The sequence below is a fragment of the Undibacterium sp. Ji49W genome, assembly GCF_049340205.1.
Taxonomy (GTDB): domain Bacteria; phylum Pseudomonadota; class Gammaproteobacteria; order Burkholderiales; family Burkholderiaceae_D; genus Undibacterium.
In genome coordinates, this window is record NZ_JBMPOW010000020.1 from 66,061 (window position 1) to 88,448 (window position 22,388).

The following is a 22,388-nucleotide window of genomic DNA, read 5'->3' on the forward strand; positions in this document are numbered from 1 at the left end:
CTGGTAAGCGCTGCTGCTGTATTCGCGCAAGTCGCCGTGACTTGTAGTGACATATCGTGACTCGCCGCCTCCTTGATGTACACCTGAAAATCGGCTACCCGGCCGATTTTTCCATATGACTGATCCCAAGGATTCATGCATTTGGGCCGTTGCGTATCTCGCTTTTTCACCACTGTCCATAGTTCCACAAATAGTGCCTTACATCGGCATTCCCGATTCAATTGCCTCCTCTCCGCAGGCTGGGATTTTGTGGTAATTACTGTTTTCTGTGATTATAATTGGTTGCGCTACCAGTGAATGGCAATTCGTTTGAATAGAATGAAATTGCCGAATGGTGGTGACAAAACATATAAAAAAACAGGAGACTTCATGAAATATCTTTATTCCAGCCTCGCCGCGCTGGCGTTAGCCCTATCGTCGGCCGCGACTGCTGCTGATACGACCAAGACCACCAAGACCACCAAGACTACTACACTCACAGCAGATGCCAGCAAGCCAGGGGGTGTCATGGGCCGGCATATCTTCGGTCATTTTGATGAGCACTTTGGGCACGGTAGTTATGAAGGTGTGCAGGGTGTGCCGACTTCGCTGATTCCTGGTGCGCGTGGCAGTCGTAACGATATTACCAATAGAAGGCTGGCGTTAATAGTGGCGCCGCAGTCTGTCGCCGTCCTGGGCTTTCAGCAATGAGCGGCGCATCGTATGGCCATAACGCGGTGCGCTCCATGACACGTCATATAGCGCAACGCACTGCAATGGTATTGATCGCGGCGCTATGTATGTTCGATGTCACCATGCCGGATGCGCACGCCAGGTCCGGGGATAATGGCAACGGCACGTACACCAATCCACCGCTGTATGCTGATTATCCTGATCCTGACATTATTCGGGTTGGGGAGGATTTTTACTTTGTCAGCACCACATTTGCCAATAGCCCTGGCCTGACCGTGCTTCACTCCAGGGACCTGGTTAACTGGGAATTTGCTTCGCACATCGTGCCAAAACTGAACGGGATGGAACAATATGATCTGAAGAATGGAAATGCTTATCGCAACGGATTGTTTGCTGCCAGCTTGCGCCATTACAAAGACACCTTCTATGCCGTAGTAACGCCGGTCAAGCAGAATACCCGCATCTATTACAGCAAGGATATTAAAGGTCCCTGGGCTTATCATGAACTGGATCGTGTGGCGTTTGATCCTGCCTTGTTTATCGAGCAAGATGGTAAAGCCTATATTGCAACTTCAGGCGCCTGGGATGGTACAGTTACCTTGCTGACCCTTAACAGTGACTATTCGAAGGTGACTGATTCGCGCAAGATTCATTACTACAAAGGGGCGGAAGGATCCAAGCTCGTCAAGCGCGGTGAGTACTATTACCTCTTTAATGCGTTGCCATCCAGTCTGACCTTGATCGTATCACGCGCCAAGAGTCTGTTTGGCCCCTGGGAATCGCATGCGCAAATCGATGATCGCACAGGTGGGCATCAAGGCGGGATTGTTGATCTGCCAGATGGCAACTGGTATGGCTTTGTGATGGTTGACGCTGGCCCCATAGGGCGCATGACGAATATCAGCCCGGTTTTCTGGGAGGATGACTGGCCTGTGTGGGGCACTAAAGATGCGCCAGGTAAGGTGCCCGCAGTTGCGCCCAAGCCCATCCTAGGTAAGCCAGTGACAAAATTGGCAACTTCCGACGATTTCAGTGCGACCACCCTGGGCATGCAGTGGCAGTGGAATCATAATCCTGATGATAACCGGTGGTCCTTGCGTGAGCGGCGTGGTTTCTTGCGGCTGGAGGCAACCAAAGCGAATGAGTTCTGGGCTGCACGCAACACACTGACGCAGAAAGGGCAGGGGCCCTGGAGCCGTGGCGAAGTCGAGATTGACGTCAGTAATGTGCAGGCCGGCGATGTTTGTGGCTTTGGTACTTTGGGCAAATTCAATGGCCACATCACTGTCCAGCGTGACGCGTCAGATAAATTGTTCCTGAGTATGGAGGTAATAGAAGATACCGCAATCGGGCGACAGACTGAAGTACGGGTCCCGTCTCGCCCCATCAACGGCAACAGGATACATCTGCGTACCGACATGGATTTCAGAAAGAACCTGGCGGAAGTCGCGTATAGCCTGGATGGCAAGACCTGGAATGTGTTGGGTGGCAGTTTTGAGCTGGGTTACGACTGGCAAACCGGCACCTTTCAGGGGCAGCAGTTTGCCTTGTTTTGCTACAACCCACGTCCGGACCAAGGCTATATCGACATCGACGCCTTCCGTTTTACCGACCAGCCATAGGCTCTTTTATAGTTTATTTTGATACTACCCGGAATCTTTCCGGGTAGTTTTTTGATCTAAAATGTTAGCGCAAACAATTTATGTGAAAAATCGTATCCGCGTAACAACGTAAGCACTAAAGATGATTGACGCGTGATTCCAAAACAGCGACTATACAAATGGTAGCGCTATTTATTGCAGTGCGATCGTTGTTATGCGCAAACAAATTGGCAAAATATCCAGTACCAGAGAACGAGGAGGAAATCAAACTGGAGCTTGCTGACGAAACAGTTAATCGCCAACGTAGCAAGGTTAGTATGTGCGATATTTGTTTGCGTTACCACAATCTGTTTCTCGTAATAAATAAAAAATTGAAGCGTCAATAAAGACGCGAACAACAATGGCACAAGATGCCGCATAAAAGGAGACATGCATGAACAAAAGAACAAAGGGGGCCGTTCGGCGTCGATTGGGTACCGGGAGCGAGGTCTTTGTCACCACCGTTCTCGCTGGCCTGATTTCCAGTGCCTATGCCCAGTCTGTGCCAACGCCTGCACCAGCGCCAGCGTCAAGTACTGCCGCTGAAAAAGAAAAAGAAAAGGAAAAAGTAACCCCAACCGTCACTGTGAGTGGTTATCGCAGCTCTCTGGCCCTGTCTGCCAATGAAAAGTACGAGAACGTGGGCCTGAGTGACACCGTGTTTTCGGAAGACATGGGTAAATTCCCTGATCCTAACATTGCCGATGCACTTGGACGCATTCCTGGCGTCAAGGTGACACGCGCCGAAATTGATGGCGAAGGTCTCAACGTTTCCATTCGGGGTATGGGGCCGGCGTTTACCCGTGTATTGCTGAATGGTGCACCGATGGCATCGGCCTCGGCAGGTAGCTGGGGTGGTTCCATCAGTGCCAATCGCGAAGTTGATATGGACTTCCTGCCGTCCGAACTGTTTCGCAGCGCCAGTGTTTACAAGAGCCAGCAAGCCAGCCTGATTGAGGGCGGGATTGCGGGTACGGTAGATATGCGCAGCGTACGGCCTTTCGACAAAAATGGTTTCCGTTCCGCGATTACACTCAGCGGTAACTACCGCGATCAGAGCGGCAAAACCGGCACCACAGGCTCAGGCCTGATCAGCAATACCTGGGATACCGGTCTCGGTAAATTCGGTGTCCTGGTCGGTGCGGCGTTTGGCGACACCAAATACAAGACTGACGGCTTCCAGTCAGTAGACATGCGTAATCTCCAGTTGAAATCCTTCCAGGCAAATGCGGCAGATAATCCTAACAGCACAGGCGGCGGTTCTCAATCCACGCCGGATACCGTACCCTCAGGTTTAGCGCTGAATGATTTACCTGCCTATGCACGTTCGATTCTGGTGCCCGGTAAACAGATAGACCGCGCCATGTTGCTGGCACTGAACCCCGGTGCCACCATTCAGCAGATTGATAATGCACTGATGGCCCGTCTCGGCCGCCACCTGATCTATGAAGGTGAGCGCAAGCGTTACGGTGAAGTCGTCAGTCTGCAATGGCAGCCGAATGACAAGCTGGATATCTATATGGACATGGTATTCGCCCAGAAATCCAACAAGATGGTTTACGAAGCGATGAACGCAGGCACACGTGCCAATACCGTCATCCCTATCGGCATGGAATTTGACCGCAGTGACTGTACCGTTGGTTGCGTGCTGACCAAGGCGACGTTTGCCAATACCTTCTGGTCTCTCGAATACCGGCCTATGGAAGAAAAGACGCTGTTCCGCAGCTTCAACCCTGGCTTTGAGTTTCGCCCTAACGACCAGTGGACCATAGACGGGCACGTCAACTTCACCAAGAGCACATTCTTCCGTGACATGCCTACCGTATTGTTGGCCACCAAGTCACCCAACTCTGTCATCACTTATGACAATACGGTTCCAGGTCAGTCACCAACCTATGGTGCCAACCTGAATATCAACGATCCGACCAATTTTGGTTGGAATCAGGCAGGGCAGGGCTTGTCCGGTCTGCGCATGGATTTGTATGAGCGCACAAATCAGACAAAAGGCTCACGTCTGAATGTCAATTGGGGTGACAGTACCTTTAGCATCAAGTCCGGTGTGTCATATGACGATATCGAGCGCCGTTATCGCAGCTATTCAGCGGCAGATGCGTGGATGAACGTTGCTTGCGGCAATAACGTCAACTACCGTTTCTTTGCACCAAACACACAGATTCGCCAGCCTGGTTGTGACGGTCGCAGTACACCTGGCGCGATTACCGATGTCGCCACAGCTTACCCGGGTTATGGTACCGGTTCTACGGCTGGTGTGACAACGCCGTTGACGTATCTGGGTTCCGTGGTTACCAATGCCAATGTACCCAATTATGCGTATGCCACAAATCATGGCTTCATTGGTGTCAATTGGCCAAAATTTAGTCAGGACACCGACTATCAGTATTTCAGAGACAATATTTACAAAGGTTTCAGCAGCGGCAGCGGTGGTTATATCCGCGAAGTAGTGGATGCTTTCTACACTGAAGCCAATGGCCGCTTCAAGTTGTTCGACGGCATGTTGCGCTACAACGCTGGTGTGCGTTACGCCAACACCAAGCAGACCATCGGTGCCTTGAGCGTTGTTGCTGATCCGCGCAATGCCACACTCAAGAATGGCGGCCAGTATGACAATATTGGTGTGTGGGCGTATGAAACTACCAGCTACAGCAATGTGCTGCCATCCGCCACCATTGCCTATAACATCACCCCAAAACTGATTTTCCGTGCGTCGGGTTCCAAGTCGTTGACACGTGCCAATCCGGCCGATTTGCGACAAACCATGTTGACCATTGGTGATCAGGGTGCGCGTCAGGGTAATGTGACCAACCCCAATCTGAAACCTTTCGGGGCGAACAACCTCGACCTGGGGCTGGAATATTACATGACCCGCGAAGCCTATGTGTCTGCCAGTGCTTTCGCCAAGGACATCGTCAGCCGTCCCGGCCAGCGCATCATCACCTACTCACTGGCACAGCTGGATTCCATGTTTGGTCCGGTTGGTCTGACAGCAGCGCAGCAACAGTCGGTAGACGCCAGCGGTGGACGCGACAAGCATCTGGTCGAAATTACCGAGCCTTACAACATCGACACCAAGCTGAAAGTGCGCGGTATCGAGCTGACCTGGCAACAACCGCTGGACATGTTGCCAGTCAAGGGTTTTGGTTTTACGGCCAACTATACCTACACCAATCAAAAGGACGAAGCACCAAATGCACCACCAGTCGCTGGCGTGCCACCACGTACCAGCAACCTGACACTGTATTACGAACGTAATGGCCTGAACTTCCGCGTGTCACGTCAGTACACAGCATCGCACGTGGTGAACACCAGTACAGGTTTGAACGTGCCAGGTGGTGCATATGCCTACACCACTGATCGCACACAAATCGATCTGTCGGTAGGTGCCAATCTAAAACGCCTGTTCAATTTCCCTTACAACACAGATCTGACCCTGAGTGTATGGAATGCCAACAAGGCGATCAGCCAGTCATACACACAGTTCAGCAATGCCGTGTTTGACGAATACAAACCAGGTGCAGCTTACACCTTGTCTATGCGCACTTCGTTCTGATGTTACAGCGAGCCACCTGCGGGTGGCTCGCCAAAAACAGGCTGGGCAGGGCATAATAAGCTAGCAATCACAAAACTGAAAAGCCCGGCAAATGTCATGTTTGCCGGGCTTTTTTATGAGTTCATTTCTACGCTAGCGTACTACCGTAGTCAACGCGGATCACCGATCACGATGTCAACCGTGTTCGACAGGGTGATACCTAGATTCGGAACACGTCCCTTTTGACCGGCTGGCCCCAGTTCCGGCGCTGGATGAAACTTGTCGCCGATAGCCGAAATCGAATGCAACAGTGATATATCGCCAAGTGGAAATTCTACCTTGGTAGCTTTCGGGGAACTTGCTTCGTCTGCCGGCGCTTCTTTGGGCGTAAACATCCGCAACGCGATATCGTCACTGTGGTTGATAAAAACGAGTGGCAGGGTTTTTGTTTCCAGTTCAGCCCAGTAGACCTTATCGTGATAACCCTTGAACTCAGGATATTGCCAGCCCAGTCCTGAGACGGTGTCGTTGTAGTCTTTCTTCCAGACGTTGAATTCGACGCCTTGCGTGCGGTTTTTCCAGACCCGGTAAGGGCCTTTGCCCAGCCAGCGCATAGACTTGACCTGTGCTTCAGGATAATCAAAGCTCACACCCAGATAATCAGCGCTTTGCGAACGGCTTTCCATCCTGTATTGGTACGACAGGGTCAGACGACCAGCGGCGCTCAAACGCCATTGCACTGACTGTAGATTACCGCTGTAGCTGGCATCAACCAGGATATCTCCACCTTGCTCAGTGGAGCGAATTTCTTTCAGCGTGGCAGTGCCGGTCACCAGGCGCGGGCCATTGGTGAGTGGTACCACCGTGCTGCCCTTGCGCAATTGGCGCAGATAGCCCGTACCCTTGTCGATACTGACGCTAATATCGCCAGCTTTGAGTTCGAATGCATCGGCGTGTTCCTGCACACTTGCTGCAGCGATAGCACGATGCTGTGCCTGCCATTGGTCGGCAGTATGTCTGGCGACTGCGTTGGCGCTGGCGATCATCCAGCTCCAGGTATAAATTTCGTGGCCGTTGCGATCCGTAGCAGTCAGGTACAGCGCATCCTGTTGCGACCAGTTTTGCGGCAGGTCGATACGGGTATTGCCACGCAATCCTGGGCCCACATCCGGCGACCTGACCTTGCCTTGTGCCATGACCTGATAACCGTTTTTGTTGGATGCAAGTGTTTCGAATTTCAACAGTTTCCATGTCAGTTTGACGCTGCTCAGGTTATTGAAGTCGTAGCGGTTCTCCAACTGAATGCGACCATCAAAAGTGGGTTGCAGATACGCCTTTTCTGACAGCGGCAGATACACCGGTGACCAGATCTGCCTGATCGCAAAGAAGCTGCCTTCTTTTTCACGGTAAGGCCCGACGATGCCGTCGGGCGCGCGATTGCCCCAGACGTCGATTTCGCCGTTTTTGTCGGTACGGACGATGCCTTCGTCAGCAAAGGCCCAGACAAAGCCACCTGCACTTAAAGGATTGCCGAGCATCGCGTTCCACCAGTCGTTCAGACCGGCGGCAGCACCGCCATCGTACAAGCCGTGCATGAATTCAGTCGGCATGAACACATCGCGTCCATGAAACAGCGATGTCGCGCAGCAGTCGTAATAGGGGTAGTGCGATGTATCGATGCCACCGTAGTTTTCCCATGGATGGATAACAGGACGTTTTTGCAGGTCATACAGGTCGTAATGTGAATCGACACCACGCGGGAAGCCGCCTTCATTGCCGTTTGCCCAGAACACGATGGAAGGGTGGTGCTGATCTCGCCTGACCAGTTCTTTGACCAGTGGCGCGGCAACTTCTGTGTCGTAGGCTTTTTGCCAGCCAGTCAGCTCGTCGATGACATACAGGCCAATTTCATCGGCAACGTCGAGAAAGTGTTCATCGGGCGGATAGTGCGACATGCGCACCGCGTTCATGTTCATTTCCTTCATCAGGCGTGCATCGGTGTAACTGAGCTCCTTGCTGGTCGTTCGGCCCGAGGTGGGCCAGAATGAATGACGGTTTGAACCTTTCAGCCGGATTTTATTGCCATTGACGTACACACCATCCTGTTTGCGCAATTCTATGGTGCGAAACCCTATCGTCTTGCTGATTTGGTGCGTGACTTTTTGACCGTTGAGCAGTTCAAACAAGACCTTGTAGCGCTGAGGATTTTCAGCTGACCACGGAATGACATGGTCGATGTACGTATGCAAATGCAGTGGTTGCTGCGCACCGGCAAACGTGGCCAAGGTGGCCAAAACCGGTTTGCCGAGCGGCTTGCCGTCCAGCGTGCTCAAACTGGCCCGGACTTTGGTACCAGCAGGTACTTGCCTGCTCAGGTAGACCTCGGCATCGAATTCGCCGGTATGACGCGCATCGAGCGTGACGTGATCGATATTGGCGACTGGCTTTGCTTCCAGCCATACAGGGCGATAAATGCCGCTGAACAGCCAGAAATCCGAACTGCGTTCAGCCCGGTTTACTGATGCATTGTCGGATACCCGCTTGACACTCACTTCCAGCAGATTGTTTTCACCGGCCTTGAGCAGCGGCGTTATATCGTAGCGAAATTCATAGAAGCCACCTTGGTGGACAGGCCCGGCAAGCTGGCCGTTGATCTTTACTTCGGTGTCGGTCATGGCGCCACCAAACACAATTTCGATCTGCTGGCCTTTCCAGCCAGCCGGTACCTGGAATTGATGGCGGTATTTACCGACATTGTCGGGCACCGCTTCCTTGCCCCAGTCCTGGCCATAACGATAGGTGCCGAAACCTTCAAGTTCCCAGTTCGACGGAACCGGGATGGTTTTCCAGGCACCGCCGTTGCGGCCAGCGTCCAGGAAAAATTCCCAATCCACCCGGTGATCCTTGTCGGTGCCGCTCAGGTATTGAACCTGGGTGTTTGCCGTGTTTGCCGCGTTTACCGCGTTTACTTTATTGGCAGCGGCGACGTGGCTGGATGCGCTAACGCTGGTGCAGGCAAAAGCAATACAGAAACAGCTGAGTATTTTTTTCATGGAATAGGGCCATCCGTAATTTCTTCGTTTTGGACTTGAGCTATCACCTGGTCCGTGACAGTACCAGCACGGTCACAGAATAAGGCGCGAAGCTGTAATTGAACTGCGCGCCCAGACCATGTGCGGCGCTGCTTACCGGTACTATCCTGTCTGGTGCGTCGATGGTGTTGGTATCGCCCGGGGCATCCGAACGCAGGCTTATCGCTTTTCCTTGCGGCGCCACCCTGATCGGACCCGCCAAGTCTATCTTGACCATTTGCGGTGTATCTATAGCATTGACGACCTTCAGATAAATTTCGCCACGCTGTTCCGATGCAGTAGCTGAAAAAAACAAACCTGGCACTTGCCTGGCCGCTGGTGCAGGCTGGTCCTTTTTCGCCTTGGGCTGCCAGGTCTGAGTAGGGATATTCTCCGCTACCAGCGGCAAAGAGACATCGCCCAGATAGGTTTGGAACATTTTTTGCACATGATAGGACGGTGAGCCGTAGCTGGTCTGCGCGTCGTAGCCAATAAGGTTGCTGCGCCATTGCATGCCACCCGGATTGACGTTGACGAGTAAAGGTGCATAGCAGGACATCTCAATGATATCGGCGTTGCGTTCCATGCCTGTCATCCATGCGGCATCGGCCAGTGCAGAAATCAGGTTAGTGGTAGGTGCCCCTTCGCGTGCAGCCCATTCACCGATAAAAATCTTCGGCCCGCTGCGGCTATACGTATCGTAACGTTTGGCGTCATTCATCATTGCCAGCGGGTCGTAATAATAATGTTCGTCTATCAGATCTGGAACACGGCTGGTTAACAATTGACGCTGACCAAGATCATCCTTGCCGTTGACAGTCGAAATCAGTTTCAACTGTGGATACCTGGCCTTGATCGCATCATGGAATTGGGTATAGCGGCCATCGTAGGTTTTTTGTTTGTCGAATCCATCCTCATTGCCAATCTCGACATATCGTAATTTGAACGGTGCCGGATGGCCGTCTCGGGCGCGTTGCGCTCCCCACCTGGTGTTAACGTCACCCATGACATATTCGATTTCTTCCAGCGCCTCATCAACGAAGGGTTGCAATGCCGGGCCAGCGGGAATGGTCTCACCTTTCAGTGCATATCCAGCGAACACAGCCAGTACCGGCTCAGCACCCATGTCTTCGGTCCACTCCAAAAATTCGAGCAGTCCCATGCCATCGGAAGAACGGTATTTCCAGGTGCCAGGATGTCCCGGGCGCTGATTGAGCGGGCCCAGTGTTTCCTTCCACTTGAAGCGGGTGGCAACCGTATCACCTTCCAGATAATTACCACCCGGGAAGCGCAGGAAGCCAGGCTTCATGTCCACCAGTTTCTGCATCAGATCAATGCGATTGCCGTTTGGCCGGTCTTTGTACGTAGGCGGGAACAGCGAAACGAGGTTAAACCAGACCGTGCCAGGGCTTTCCGTCGACAGCACCAGTCTACTGGCCGCAGTCGGTTTGATATTTGTTCCGGTTTTTAATGTGACGGTATATTGTTTCCATTCGCCATTGATTTCGCCACCTATTGCCTGTGCATACACGGTCTTGCCATCACTGCCTTCCAGGCTGACTGTGATCGGTACTCCGCCTGCGCCTGCGGTTCTGGCATAGAAGCTGGCACGGTAGCTGGTATCTGGCTTGATGGGAATGCCCCAATAACCATCATTCGCGACACCAACACGGTGGCCTGTCGATGCCTGTGCTGCGTCAAGCCGCAGGCTGGTCGTCAATGCAGTTCCGGCAACCGGATAACGGGTGTCAAGCGCAATCGATGCGGTGCCGTCCGCATCCTGCACCAGCGACCAGTGTACTGCTGTTTTCTCGTCATCCCTGAAAATGCGGTTGCGCACCAGTTCTGCGTACAGTCCACCATCATAAGAGTAGTTAATTTCTTCGGTCATCAAACCGTACAGGGTGGAACTGACGGGGATGCCAGGTTTGCTCAGGTCTATTTTGACTGTCGTTTGCGCCGAGGCGAATGCGGATATCAGTGTGCTTGCCAGCACCAGAAGCGGCAGGTAACGACGGCTCGTCAATCGAGTATGACAGGAGTGGACAAGTTTGGCGTGACTGCTCATGGGCGTAACCTTTGCAAATTGCACTGAAAAGTAAAAGACACTGATACCCGCCTGGCAGGCTGATTGTGTTGCGGCAAACGAAGACGAATTAAATGAAATCGCGGCGAAAAAAGGCCATGCGCACGGTTTCCAATGTCAATTGGAATTCATATTATGAAACGAGTTAAGCGTTTGCCAATGGATAAGACGTGAATTATCACGTTGTTGATCAGTCGGGCTTTCGTATTGGCGTAGCGGGTGACTGCGCAGATGTCTGCTCTTGGCCCATCTTGCATGGGCGCGCGCTGCCATTGTGTTGCCAAAGCCCAGCTTGTAATGCTGCACCGGGAGCGCAGCAGTATTGTGTTTGTGCCGTATCGATTGAGCTTGGCGGGACTTATTACATACCAATTACGCGCCAGCTCGCGAACCCGTTCAGGCACAAGTCAGGCGTTAAGACCTGTTCGCCCGGTTCGGTGCGACGAATGCCAGGCCTTCTTCAAACGAGCGCAATACCATATCAACGTGTTTTTTGATAATTGACTGATCGGCCTGGTTTTCTTCAGAAAACAGACGAATGGAGACAATGATTGCATGCGGCAGATTGGTGCGTAATTCTTGCACAATAGGTATCCAGCTATCCATCATCGAGACAAGCGGGTAGGTAATAAATATCGTCGATACCAGGTTGGCAGTGTCTTCGCCGGGTGTTTCACTGTTATCCCCAAATGAGATGCTGCGGGCATCGACCGCTACCTCGCGCAGGGCCATGACAAAGAGTTCGCTCAGCAAATCATCACGTTCGCTGGCAAATCCGGCACATAAGACGATAGATCGCTGCGGCACGTCCAGTGGCCCCTGCCAGCGTCCCAGACGTTGCTGTCGCATCTGGCGCAAATGTGCACCCACACTGGCATCCAGCATGGATACTTTGCGCTGTTTCAGTTTCTTCACTGTACCGACAGGTACTTGACCAATTGTTTCCGCAAGAATGGCGATGGTGGCTCGTATGCTGTTCTGCTGCTCTTTCTCGATGTTCCCGTTCTCAAGATCATTTGCACCGAGGGCAAGGCCAGGCAGCAGGATATGGTCGCAATATTTGGCAAAACTGAATTTACGCAGATATGTTTTGGCATCGCGCACTATGGCATCGACATCAGCCGCCAGCGCTCGGTGAAAGAAGCGATGGGCTTCATCCACATTTGGCGCATCAGCAAACAGGATGGTGATCGGCTCCAGCGCACTGACGTGCCGGCCAGCGACCACCATACACAAGGTGAGGGGAGTCGACAATAAAAGACCGATTGGCCCCCACATGGCACTCCAGAACAGGGCCGATACCATCACTGCAAGTGGCGACAGTCCGGAACTATGGCCATATACCTTGGGTTCTATCACGTTTGCTGCGATCAGTTCAATCACGCCAAAAATGGCAAGACATAACAGCGGCAGGGTCCAGCCAGGGTCAATGGCCGCAACGAAGAGAGTGATCGCGCCGCCGGCAACGAGTGCCCCCAGATAGGGGACGAAACGCAATACGCCACTGAGTGCGCCAAACAAAACCGCGTGAGGAACGCCGGCAGCCCAAAGCACCAGTCCAACGACAACACCAAAGCCGGCGTTTACCAAAAATTGTGAAAAGAAAAAACGGGACACGCCTTCAGTTGCATCGCCCAGTGCCTTGATGGTTCTGCTGACATCGCCTTTGCCGGTAAGGCGGATCAGGCGATCTCTTAGCGATTCATGGTCAAGCAGGATAAACACCAATAGCACCAATACCAAGCCCGTTTCGCCAACCGGGCCAGAGATCGTCGAAATCAGTCGGGTGACCGTCTCGGTTGTGGTTAACTGTGCCTTGCGTATTTCCACAGGTATAGGCTGAACTTGTCCGCTGACAAGTTTTCTTTCTGCGCTGGACTTTGGTACGGGGGTGGGAGCAGGTGGCGTCACCGCCTTGAGTTCTGCCTCCAGGCGCGCAAACGGTTTCTCGGTCATTTCGCGCACTGCTTCAAGCTTGGAGTGAATGGCTGAACGGTACTGTGGAAGTTCTGTCGTCACCGCCACCAACTGGTAGGTGAGTATCGTGCCTATCCCGGCTACACCTATTCCGGCAATCAGGAGAGCGCCAAATGTTGCCGTCAAACGTCCCATCCCAATACGGCGCATGCCATTGATCAGCGGCGCGATAATCAGGCTAAGGATCAATGCCAGCGCGACTGGTTCCAGCACTTCACGGCCAAAATGCAAAAGCGCGAGTACACAGGTCACAGTGACAATTGAACTGGAAGTAAGCCGGGGAATGGAAGGGAGACTAAGCATGTAGGGTCCGAAAGTAGTCAGGACGAAGGCGTATTAATAGGAAGCATGGATTATACGAAACATCGCACGTATTTTCTGTCCTATTTTTCTTGCAGAAAAATTCGGCACTCCGGCGCAGATATCAAGGCGTTTTATTCAAACGGAATGATCAGGTTCTTGCAGGTTTAATCGCCCGTAATTTGTCGCAAATGGACGACTGACCCGGCAATCAACGCACACACGGCTTGCAAAGCTTGCAAAGGTTGCGCTTTGCAACTATATTAATCATTAATTGGTTGTAAATCGCAACTAATTTTCGCTTGATGTGGGGAAAAACACAAGATATGAGATCATCAATGGACCTTAACGATGCTTCAAGCCATTCCCGGGAAACCACAATTCTGGAACTACGCGAATTTTCGCGCAAGCTCGTGCGTGAACTCGGCTTTATGCGACCCACCCTGGCCGATAGCGATCTTGCGCCTTCTGCGGTACACGCTATTCTTGAAATTGGTACCCGGCCGGGTATGAATGCCAAGGCCTTAGGCCACATCCTGCGACTGGATAAATCGAACACCAGTCGACAGGTAGGCAAGCTGGAAAACAGCGGGCTGGTCGAGCGCAGAACAGCAAGCGAAGATGCCCGTTCATCAAATCTGTATTTGACGAGTGAGGGCCAAAAGATCCGTAAAAAAATCGATCGCTACGCAAGCAATCAGGTGTCCGGTGCGCTGAGCCGCATAACGCCATCCGATCAGCAAGAACTGGTGCGTACGCTTGCCTTGTATGCCGATGCGCTTGCGCAAAACAACATGGTGGATACCGATACGGACAGTCCTGCGGGCATGTCCATTCTTGAAGCTTACCAGCCGGGCTGCATTGGCGATATTGCCGGTTTGCATGCCCGTTTCTACTCCGCACATTGGCATTTCGGCGCATTCTTTGAACAAAAAGTGGCAACGGAACTGGCCAGTTTCGCAGGCAGCTTGCCCGCAGACGGCAAGGCACTGTGGACGTATTCAGATAATGGACGTACGCTGGCTTCTATTGCTATCGATGGCGATCATGAAACGGGCATCGCGCATTTGCGATGGTTTATTGTAGATGATTCCTTGCGTGGCTCCGGCATTGGGCGGCAACTCATGGCGCAAGCAATACAATACGTGGATCAGCAATTTGGCGAAACCTATCTCTGGACCTTCAAGGGGCTGGATGCCGCACGCCACTTATATGAATCCTTCGGTTTTCAACTGACCAATGAAGAACCAGGTCAGCAATGGGGAACCAGCGTTACCGAACAAAGGTTCAGTAGAAAGCTACCCCGATCTTACGCTAATGGTGTGGAGTGAAACGTCAACTTTGCAAGCACCGCGTTACAACCGCCACCCGCATTATTCCACCATTTGTTGCTTGAAGGCTTGAAGCTTAGACTCTTGCTGCTGGGGGAGCGAACTCTTCTTGAGACTTTCCAGCATTCGCTGGAACTCTGAGGATTGACGTAAAACATCACGGCCAGCCGATTGTAATTGCTCCACATAGTCGGGCGCGATAGTAAAAGCGGTAGGCACCTGCAACAGCGAGCGACGTTGGCGACGGTCTTTGATATCTCGCAGACTGACGCTGATGACGTGCATTTCTGCATCGGCGGCAAAAGGGCTGTCCTTTTTACCGCGATGTTCGACGATTTCACGGTTCCAGCGTGTGACATCATCATTGAGCATGGCCAAGGTGACCTGGGAATCACGAGAACCAACCCCAAACAAAAGCGCATCAGCGACTTGCCCCGTTGTCGGTACCTTGTCGTTCTGATCGATTCTTTCTGCCAGATCACGCTCTGAATTAATCGAGATCAACACCACACGTCGTATAGAACCCGGTGCTGCCCCGCGAAAATTGGCCTGCACTGATCCATCGGCGATTGCCCTGTCCAGCAGCATCCTGACACCCAGATTATCTGTCAGACCACCATCCACCAGATGCAGGTAAGGGCGCTCAGCGGCATTTTTATAACTGTCTTCAGTTGCTTTGATGATGCGGGATCTATAATTGTCTTCACCCAGATTGCCCTTGCTGATTCTGGCAGCGTCTGGCCGGTTTGGACAATCGTGGGCGTAATTGCGCAGCGTGAGTGGCGTCAAAACGATTGGTACGGCCGACGATGCTGCTGCTGCAAAAGACAAAGGCACACTGTCCAGATCAGAGCAGATCAGGGCGAACTGATCTGCCGTAAATTCGAATGGCGCACCGGTGGTCAGGTCAGTGGCAGTGACCACAAGTTCAGGCGCACGCGGGTTTTTTTGTAAATCACCAAACGTCATGCCACGATAAAGTCTGTTCAACTGCTCGCTTAACACCTGGCTACGACCATACCAGGGAGAGCGCAGTCTATACATTTGTTTAGGCGAAAACGTGTTTTGTATCAGACTGCCTTCAAAATTGGACAGCAAAAATTCGGATTCAAAACGACTGAACGTATCTTCGCCAAAGGCAGCGTAATACGCCGCCAGGATACTACCGCCAGACACACCGCTGATCATGCCAACTTTGTCGAGTATCGTCGTCGACTCACCCTCCCAGGTGAACCTGGTGTCTTTCAACTCACGCAGCACGCCCAAACCAAACGCCGCCGCACGTGCACCGCCACCCGACATGGTGACAGCCACCACGATGGATTGGGGTTTTGACGGCTTGCTTTGAACGGCATTGGCTGGGGTCGCCCTGGCAATTTCATTTTGCCAGGGATGAAATGTCGAGCAGGCACTTAACAGCGTTGCCAGGCCAAGCACCGCACAGCGTTTCATGTTTAAAAATAATCTCATCTTTATTCGTTTAATTCGCTCAATTCATTAAATCGTACCACCCAGTTTGGCAGTATTTGCGGTATTTGCGGTATTTGATTGTGCGGGCGTAAAATCAGCACACCAAGACCTTGCAGTACCTTACCGCACCGTTGCACGCATATCCATATCAACATCGGCAAGTACCAGCTTTGCCAAGAGAGCAGGGTACAAAGATATAAGATTATATAAAGTTTTTTGCAATTTACACCGTTAACGACGTTGGATGTATAAATAACGAGAGATCAACATGGCAGAGTCAGTTTCATTTGACCTTAGAAACGTAGTTAATCGCGTAGTCAATCAAAGTGAGGGTGCAAGTACTGGAACAAATAGTGCAGATGTCGGCTCGCAGATTGAAGCCTTGAAGAAAAAACTCATTTCGCTGCAAAAAGACTTTAAGGAAGCAGTCAGCGAGCAAAGCAAGGAAGGCCAGGCAAAAGCCAAGCTGATTCAAATGCAGATACAAGTCACCCAGGCCAGAATGGAGCAGCTAATCGCCCAACAGGCACAGCAAGCCCAGCGCGCATTGGAATCAAACAAGACCGGGAAGCAGGGCGCTTCTGCTGATACACAGATCAGTCATGTAAAAAAAGCAGTGGACCCCGTCTTGGGTGGTAATGTGGATGCGTTCGTGTGACACCTGCGGTCGCTGAAGTATACAATGGGGCATTCAGCTATTTGGACATGCTAATGAAGATAAGATTCCTCACCGCTTTATTGTTTGCACTAAGCGTCAACGCAAATGCCAGTGATGCGCCCCAGGCTACAGTCGTCAAACCACTTGAAACCATTGCCGCCCTGGACGTTCCGCGCTATATGGGCACCTGGTACGAAATCGCGAAATTCGACAATCGCTTTCAAAAGAGATGCACCAGTTTTACCACTGCAAGCTACTCTGCGATGCCTGATGGCAAAGTGCAGGTTATCAATCGCTGTCGGGCCGAAAATGGAGACCTGGTAGAGGCTATCGGCGTGGCCCGCCAGATAGGTGCAGCAGATTCGCCCAAGTTAAAAGTACGTTTTGCCCCGGCCATCTTGTCCTTCCTTCCCATGGTTTGGGGCGATTATTGGGTCATCGACATCGACCAAAGTTACCAACTGGCCGCCGTCAGCGAAGGCACTCGCGAGTATCTCTGGATATTGTCACGCACAAAAAAAGTTGATCAGGCAAAGTACGACGCCTTAATAGCCCGCCTGACAGCCCAGGGGCTTGATGTGAGCAAGCTGGTTTTGACTAGACAGGATTATTAGCAGTCAATTCAGGCGCATTACTGTATTACACCGCTTGCTAAGGCTCCTCTTTAGCTACGACGCGCCCTGCACGGCATCCCGAATCACCTTGCTCACACTCATCCTTATTCATCATCGGTTAATTGAGGGCAACCCCGGCACTTCGCGACCGACTTAAAAAACAGCTGATTAGCACGGAACTCCGTTGCAACTGGTAGAAATGCCGGAATGCATTTACAGGATCAGATTTAATCTGGAATTAATTAACTTTACGGCAATAATTTCTGGATATACTGGGATTTTAAATCTATAGCTATCTAAAATGCAAAAAAAGAAATTTCTGTTTTGATACTTATTGTTTTTAAAAAAAGTCCAGCTATATTGAAAGCATGTAACTTTATATAAGCATTTATTCACAAAGCAACGTGATGAAGTATGTCAGGAGTTTGGATGGAAACGCCAAATACGCGTCCGAGAATATTAATCGTAGATGACGAAGTGCTGCACATGAGTGCGCTGAGTGATTTATTACGCGATCAAGATTACGACACCGCCGGTTTTGTCTCTGGTTCGGAAGCATTGATTCAAATGCGGGAAACGACATTTGATCTCCTGCTGACAGATTTAATGATGCCCGAGTTCGACGGCATTGAAATGGTGAAAGCGGCTCGTCTTATTGACTCCGACCTGGCATGCATTATCATGACCGGGGAGGGGACGATAGCATCTGCGGTGGAAGCAATGAAAGTGGGCGCATTTGATTACATTATTAAACCATTCAAAATTTCTGTACTTCTCCCTGTACTTGCCAGGGCGTTGGAGGCGCGGAAGTTGCGAATGGAAAACGTCAATCTCGAACGCCTCTTACATGCTCATGTTGCCGAACTTGCTGTCTTGAACAAAGATCTTGAATTGGCTAAAACGCATGCAGATATTGCGAATCGGGCGAAATCTACCTTCTTGTCCAACATGAGCCATGAATTGCGTACGCCACTTAACGCCATCCTTGGCTTCGCGCAAATATTAACGTCTGAGACCTTATCAACAACACTGGATGAAAAAAGAGAATTTGCACAGCACATAGAAGAAGCAGGGATTCACTTGCTTACTTTAATCAACGAAATACTCGATTTGGCGAAAGTGGAATCTGGTTCAATGAGTTTATCACTTGAACCGGTTGCACTTGAAGATGTATTTGCTGAATGCAGTACGATGATCGAACCTTTGTCAAAAAAACGTACTATTGGTGTTGAATTCAAACCCGTTCATGACTTGCATGTTTTTGCTGATCGGATACGTTTGAAACAGATATTGATTAATCTGCTGTCAAATGCAATTAAATATAACCGGCCAGATGGCATGGTTACAGTGAATTGCGAAATAACCGACGGAAAACAATTGCGCATTTATGTTCAAGATACCGGTATCGGGCTCACTGCGGCACAACTCGAAACTATTTTTCAACCATTCAATCGCCTGGGGCGTGAAGTTTTTGACGAAGAAGGTACAGGAATTGGCCTGGCATTAGTAAAACACCTGGCTGATGCAATGCATGGAAAAATCGGTATTGCCAGTGAAATAGGAGTAGGCAGTACTTTTTGGATAGAACTGCCCATGAGTGATTCTTCGATGCCAACTTTAGTGTGTAATTCGGTCGAAGGAACGGCGCCCAGTTCGTTTAATGACTCTCTTGTAAAGGGAGAAAAAACCATCCTTTACATAGAAGATAATCCGACGAACCTCAGATTGGTCAAAGAGCTTATGCGATTTCGTCCAGATTTCAGTTTCCTGTCTGCCACGGATGGATTTTCAGGAATAGAATTGGCTCGCTTGCATTCACCTCAAATTATTTTGATGGATATTAATTTACCCGGCATCGACGGAATTGAAGCACGGCAAATTCTCAGTGAGGATTTAAGAACGGCACATATTCCGGTTATCGCTCTTACGGCAAATGCGATGCCCTCTGATATAGAAAGGGGGATAGCTTCGGGTTTCTTTCGTTACATTACCAAACCCATCGATATCAATAAATTCACTGAAGCCATAGACGCGGCCCTGAAACTGAATTGAAGCGATAGTTTTTAACGAATCCATTCAGTCAGCATGTATTTGATACTTGAATTTACGTGCCATGAAAATTTGCTGCGTAGTCTTGAAGTCACTTTTATGAAAGTGGGGAAAAGATGAAGCATTTTTCTAACGAAAATATTGACAACATTGCGCGTATAGACCGTTGGCAAAAAGGTAGACAAAAAGCATTCAAGGCAATTCCCTCAACAGGAAAAACGTTTAAATATCTTGGTAAGGAATTTCTGCTCTATCCGGGCACATTTTGGCCATTTGTTGATAGTCAGCCGCTTGTCCGGAATTTTCGAATTAAGCCCGAAGACAGCGTGTTGGATATTGGTACGGGTTCAGGTGTTATTGCTATTTTCGCCTGTTATCAAGGTGCAAGCAAGGTATTGGCAGTAGACATCAATCCGTCCGCCATCAAGAGCGCAAAGCACAATGCAAAATTGCATGGATTTGACAAAATAATGCAAGTCAAAAACTCAGATCTTTTTCAAAAAATTAAAGATATTCAATTTGATGTAATTACAGCGAATCTTCCTTTCAGGAATAAATTTGCACATGATGTCGTAGCGCAATCTCAATGGGATACAGATTTCAAAACGAATGCTCGCTTTTTTGAAGAGGTCGGTCACTATTTGAAACCAAACGGACGAATTTATTTTGCGCAATCCAATTTTGGGGGCGTCCAAGAAATGAAAGTCCTGGCAAAGGCAGCGGGGTTTTCTGTTCGTGCAATAGGTAGTGCTGCGGCAGACCAAGAAGAAACGAAGAAATTTTTTGCATTTGTTATGAAAAGGATTGCAGCCAGAAAACCTACATGATAAAGACTATTCGAGCAGTCAATGAGTTGCGCAACGTGACGCACTCAAGCCTTAATTTGCAGGTCCGAAAGGTGGCGGTGATTTTAACCTCACCCAGGTCCGGTTCTACCTTATTGAAAAGCGTACTGGCATCTCATCCAGATATCGCTACCCTAGATGGAGAAATTACTCCATTTTTGACTCTTACAAATAATGGTTTTGGCTTCAATTCAGATAGTGATGCTATCAATAGTTTTTCAAATTTAGATACATTGGCTGATAATACACTTGATGACTTGACCGTGGCTGCAAAGGAGATACCGGATTCAGGATTTTTAAGAAAAAAATGGGAAAAACGTTTGTTATTGCAATTCCCGAGTTTATTTTCCGATTCTCAGCAGCATCTTGATTTAATGGACTCTCTGGATGAGGCGTTGGATGAATTTAAGGCCGGCAGCGGCAAAGACGAATTCGCTCTGCAAGAGATAATGCTCACCAAAGTATTCCGGCGTACGCCATGGAGAATGGCATATTATGATGGTCGAAAAGATACAGCGGGCGCGGTTTGTTTTAATGAAAAAATAAAATTGGAAGAACCACCATTCGTATTGCCAGGACTGTATCGACGACAGTTTACCGGGCAGGATGCTCTAGAAAAGACCTTGCTATTCAAATCCCCTCCGGATGTCTATCGTGTTGGCATGTACGAGCAACTTTTCCCTAATGCAAAAATAAAGTACATACATTTAACAAGAGGATATGCACAGTCCGTGAATGGCTTGATGGATGGCTGGTTGTCTCCAATAGGGTTCTTTTCGCTGGACTGTAGCCAAGTCGACGTGCAACTGGCGATCGAGGGCTATTCAAACGTGGTCGATTTTGGTGAAAAATGGTGGAAATTTGACTTGCCACCAAACTGGAAAGAATTTACCAGAGCACGCTTAGAAAATGTTTGCCTCAATCAATGGCTGTCGGCACACCAGACAGTTCTTGACAGCGGAGTAAAAACACTACGCGTAACTTTTGAAGAATTTTTATTGCGACCAATCGACGTAATAATAAAAATCACTGAATATCTTGGCCTCAGTAAAATGCAATCACTGCCAGAATTTCGACCCATGATGGCAACGGAAACACCCAAATTAAAACGATGGGAAAAACGAAAGAATTTGCTGACGAATTTGGGAACAGATCCAAAAGTCATCACAATGATGGCGGCGCTTGATTATTCGATGGCCCCGGAAACATGGATATGAATCACCGCCTCATAATTCCATTTTTAACAGGACAGCGTCGCGACGGTTTATGCCGTATTCGTGACATAGATGGCGATGTGTGGGACATATTGGATGTGCCTGATTTTTCTGAAACAGATATTGGCGATGCAAATGAAAAACTGCACAGAATGGGAATAATTTACCGACGTCTCTCCGAATCCGTAGAGCGTATCCTTAACCACGGCTTACGGCCTGTCTGTGTTGCGGGTGATTGCATCTCTACACTGGGTGTACTGAGTGGGCTACAACACGGGGGGAAAGAACCGGATCGCATTCTTTGGTTGGATGCGCATGGAGATTTCCACACGTGGGAGACGACACAAACGAAATATCTTGGTGGAATGCCGCTGGCTTTCTTGGTTGGCAAGGGTGACAGAAGAAAAAGGGAGCGGGATTCTGTAGCAGCCTTTACTAACATGGTCGGCGTACGAGCTTATCCGGAAAAAAGAATCGTTTTATCTGATGCACGCGATTTGGATGTTGGCGAACGTGAAGCTGTTCAAAATTCTGGCATCACTGTCTGCAAGCTAGAAGACATTTTCACGTATCTATCGATTGATGAAAGTATTTATCTGCATTTTGACACAGATGTCATTGATGCTGAAGTAGAAATGCCGGCGCTTAAATATCATGTGAAACATGGGCCCGGCTACGCAGACATTGCCCAGCTCTTTCGAATGTTGCGTAATAGAAAAATCGTTGCCATTTCAGTCTCTGCCTGGCATGAGGAAATGGATAAAGATGATAAAACTGCAATTGCTTGCCTAAGTTTATTAAAGGAACTAGAATAAAAAGCAAGTTTCTTTGCCTTAGTGGTAGTTAGAACCGATTGTATGCTCAGCTTCCGCGTCTTTTCAATTTCTCCTCGTTGCAATTAAAGTTGGGTGTTT

Annotated in this window: 14 protein-coding genes; 10 read left to right on the forward strand and 4 right to left on the reverse strand. The window is 49.9% G+C overall.

Annotated features, from left to right (window positions below):
- Positions 1-369 precede the first annotated feature (369 nt).
- The 3 genes from ACO0LK_RS22165 (at position 370) to ACO0LK_RS22175 (ending at position 5,880) form a co-directional block, all read left to right on the forward strand.
- Positions 370-690, forward strand: a complete 321-nt coding sequence (locus ACO0LK_RS22165) for a hypothetical protein (protein ID WP_422978929.1) — start codon at positions 370-372, stop codon at positions 688-690.
- Between the two features lie 35 nt (positions 691-725).
- Positions 726-2,294, forward strand: a complete 1,569-nt coding sequence (locus tag ACO0LK_RS22170) for a glycoside hydrolase 43 family protein (protein WP_422978931.1) — start codon at positions 726-728, stop codon at positions 2,292-2,294.
- Positions 2,295-2,706: 412 nt separating this feature from the next.
- On the forward strand, positions 2,707-5,880 hold the full coding sequence (locus tag ACO0LK_RS22175; protein ID WP_422978933.1) for a TonB-dependent receptor: 3,174 nt from the start codon (positions 2,707-2,709) through the stop codon (positions 5,878-5,880).
- Between the two features lie 149 nt (positions 5,881-6,029).
- On the opposite strand, the gene ACO0LK_RS22180 is transcribed toward ACO0LK_RS22175, so the two are convergent.
- The 3 genes from ACO0LK_RS22180 to ACO0LK_RS22190 all read right to left on the reverse strand — a co-directional run bounded on the left by ACO0LK_RS22180 (position 6,030) and on the right by ACO0LK_RS22190 (position 13,296).
- Positions 6,030-8,912 carry a glycoside hydrolase family 2 TIM barrel-domain containing protein gene (locus ACO0LK_RS22180; RefSeq protein ID WP_422978935.1) on the reverse strand — a complete coding sequence of 961 codons (2,883 nt, stop codon included), beginning with the start codon at positions 8,910-8,912 and terminating at the stop codon, positions 6,030-6,032.
- A 43-nt stretch (positions 8,913-8,955) separates the two neighbouring features.
- The gene (locus ACO0LK_RS22185) at positions 8,956-10,998 is read right to left on the reverse strand and encodes an alpha-L-arabinofuranosidase C-terminal domain-containing protein (protein ID WP_422978937.1); all 2,043 of its coding nucleotides are present in this window, start codon (positions 10,996-10,998) and stop codon (positions 8,956-8,958) included.
- A 432-nt stretch (positions 10,999-11,430) separates the two neighbouring features.
- Positions 11,431-13,296 (reverse strand): AI-2E family transporter, encoded by a 1,866-nt coding sequence (locus tag ACO0LK_RS22190; protein ID WP_422978939.1) that lies wholly within the window; start codon positions 13,294-13,296, stop codon positions 11,431-11,433.
- Positions 13,297-13,631: 335 nt separating this feature from the next.
- Here ACO0LK_RS22190 and ACO0LK_RS22195 point away from each other — a divergent pair, with 335 nt between their 5' ends.
- A complete protein-coding gene (locus ACO0LK_RS22195; RefSeq protein ID WP_422978941.1) occupies positions 13,632-14,624 on the forward strand; it encodes a helix-turn-helix domain-containing GNAT family N-acetyltransferase in 993 nt (330 codons plus the stop codon).
- A 42-nt stretch (positions 14,625-14,666) separates the two neighbouring features.
- Here the strand turns inward: ACO0LK_RS22195 and ACO0LK_RS22200 are convergent, their stop codons facing one another.
- On the reverse strand, positions 14,667-16,076 hold the full coding sequence (locus ACO0LK_RS22200; RefSeq protein WP_422978943.1) for a patatin-like phospholipase family protein: 1,410 nt from the start codon (positions 16,074-16,076) through the stop codon (positions 14,667-14,669).
- Positions 16,077-16,362: 286 nt separating this feature from the next.
- On the opposite strand from ACO0LK_RS22200, the gene ACO0LK_RS22205 reads away from it, so the two are divergent.
- The 6 genes from ACO0LK_RS22205 (at position 16,363) to ACO0LK_RS22230 (ending at position 22,289) form a co-directional block, all read left to right on the forward strand.
- Positions 16,363-16,752 carry a FlxA-like family protein gene (locus tag ACO0LK_RS22205; RefSeq protein ID WP_422978945.1) on the forward strand — a complete coding sequence of 130 codons (390 nt, stop codon included), beginning with the start codon at positions 16,363-16,365 and terminating at the stop codon, positions 16,750-16,752.
- 53 nt (positions 16,753-16,805) lie between these two features.
- Complete coding sequence (locus ACO0LK_RS22210) at positions 16,806-17,366, forward strand: lipocalin family protein (protein ID WP_422978947.1); 561 nt, start codon at positions 16,806-16,808, stop codon at positions 17,364-17,366.
- A 429-nt stretch (positions 17,367-17,795) separates the two neighbouring features.
- Positions 17,796-19,418: a response regulator gene (locus ACO0LK_RS22215; protein ID WP_422978949.1), complete on the forward strand. Its 1,623-nt coding sequence runs from the start codon at positions 17,796-17,798 to the stop codon at positions 19,416-19,418.
- Between the two features lie 113 nt (positions 19,419-19,531).
- Positions 19,532-20,242, forward strand: coding sequence for a methyltransferase (locus tag ACO0LK_RS22220; RefSeq protein ID WP_422978951.1), 711 nt, complete (start codon positions 19,532-19,534; stop codon positions 20,240-20,242).
- Complete coding sequence (locus tag ACO0LK_RS22225; protein ID WP_422978953.1) at positions 20,239-21,477, forward strand: sulfotransferase; 1,239 nt, start codon at positions 20,239-20,241, stop codon at positions 21,475-21,477. The genes ACO0LK_RS22220 and ACO0LK_RS22225 overlap by 4 nt, the downstream gene beginning before the upstream one ends.
- Positions 21,474-22,289: an arginase family protein gene (locus ACO0LK_RS22230; RefSeq protein ID WP_422978955.1), complete on the forward strand. Its 816-nt coding sequence runs from the start codon at positions 21,474-21,476 to the stop codon at positions 22,287-22,289. The genes ACO0LK_RS22225 and ACO0LK_RS22230 overlap by 4 nt, the downstream gene beginning before the upstream one ends.
- Positions 22,290-22,388: the final 99 nt, after the last annotated feature.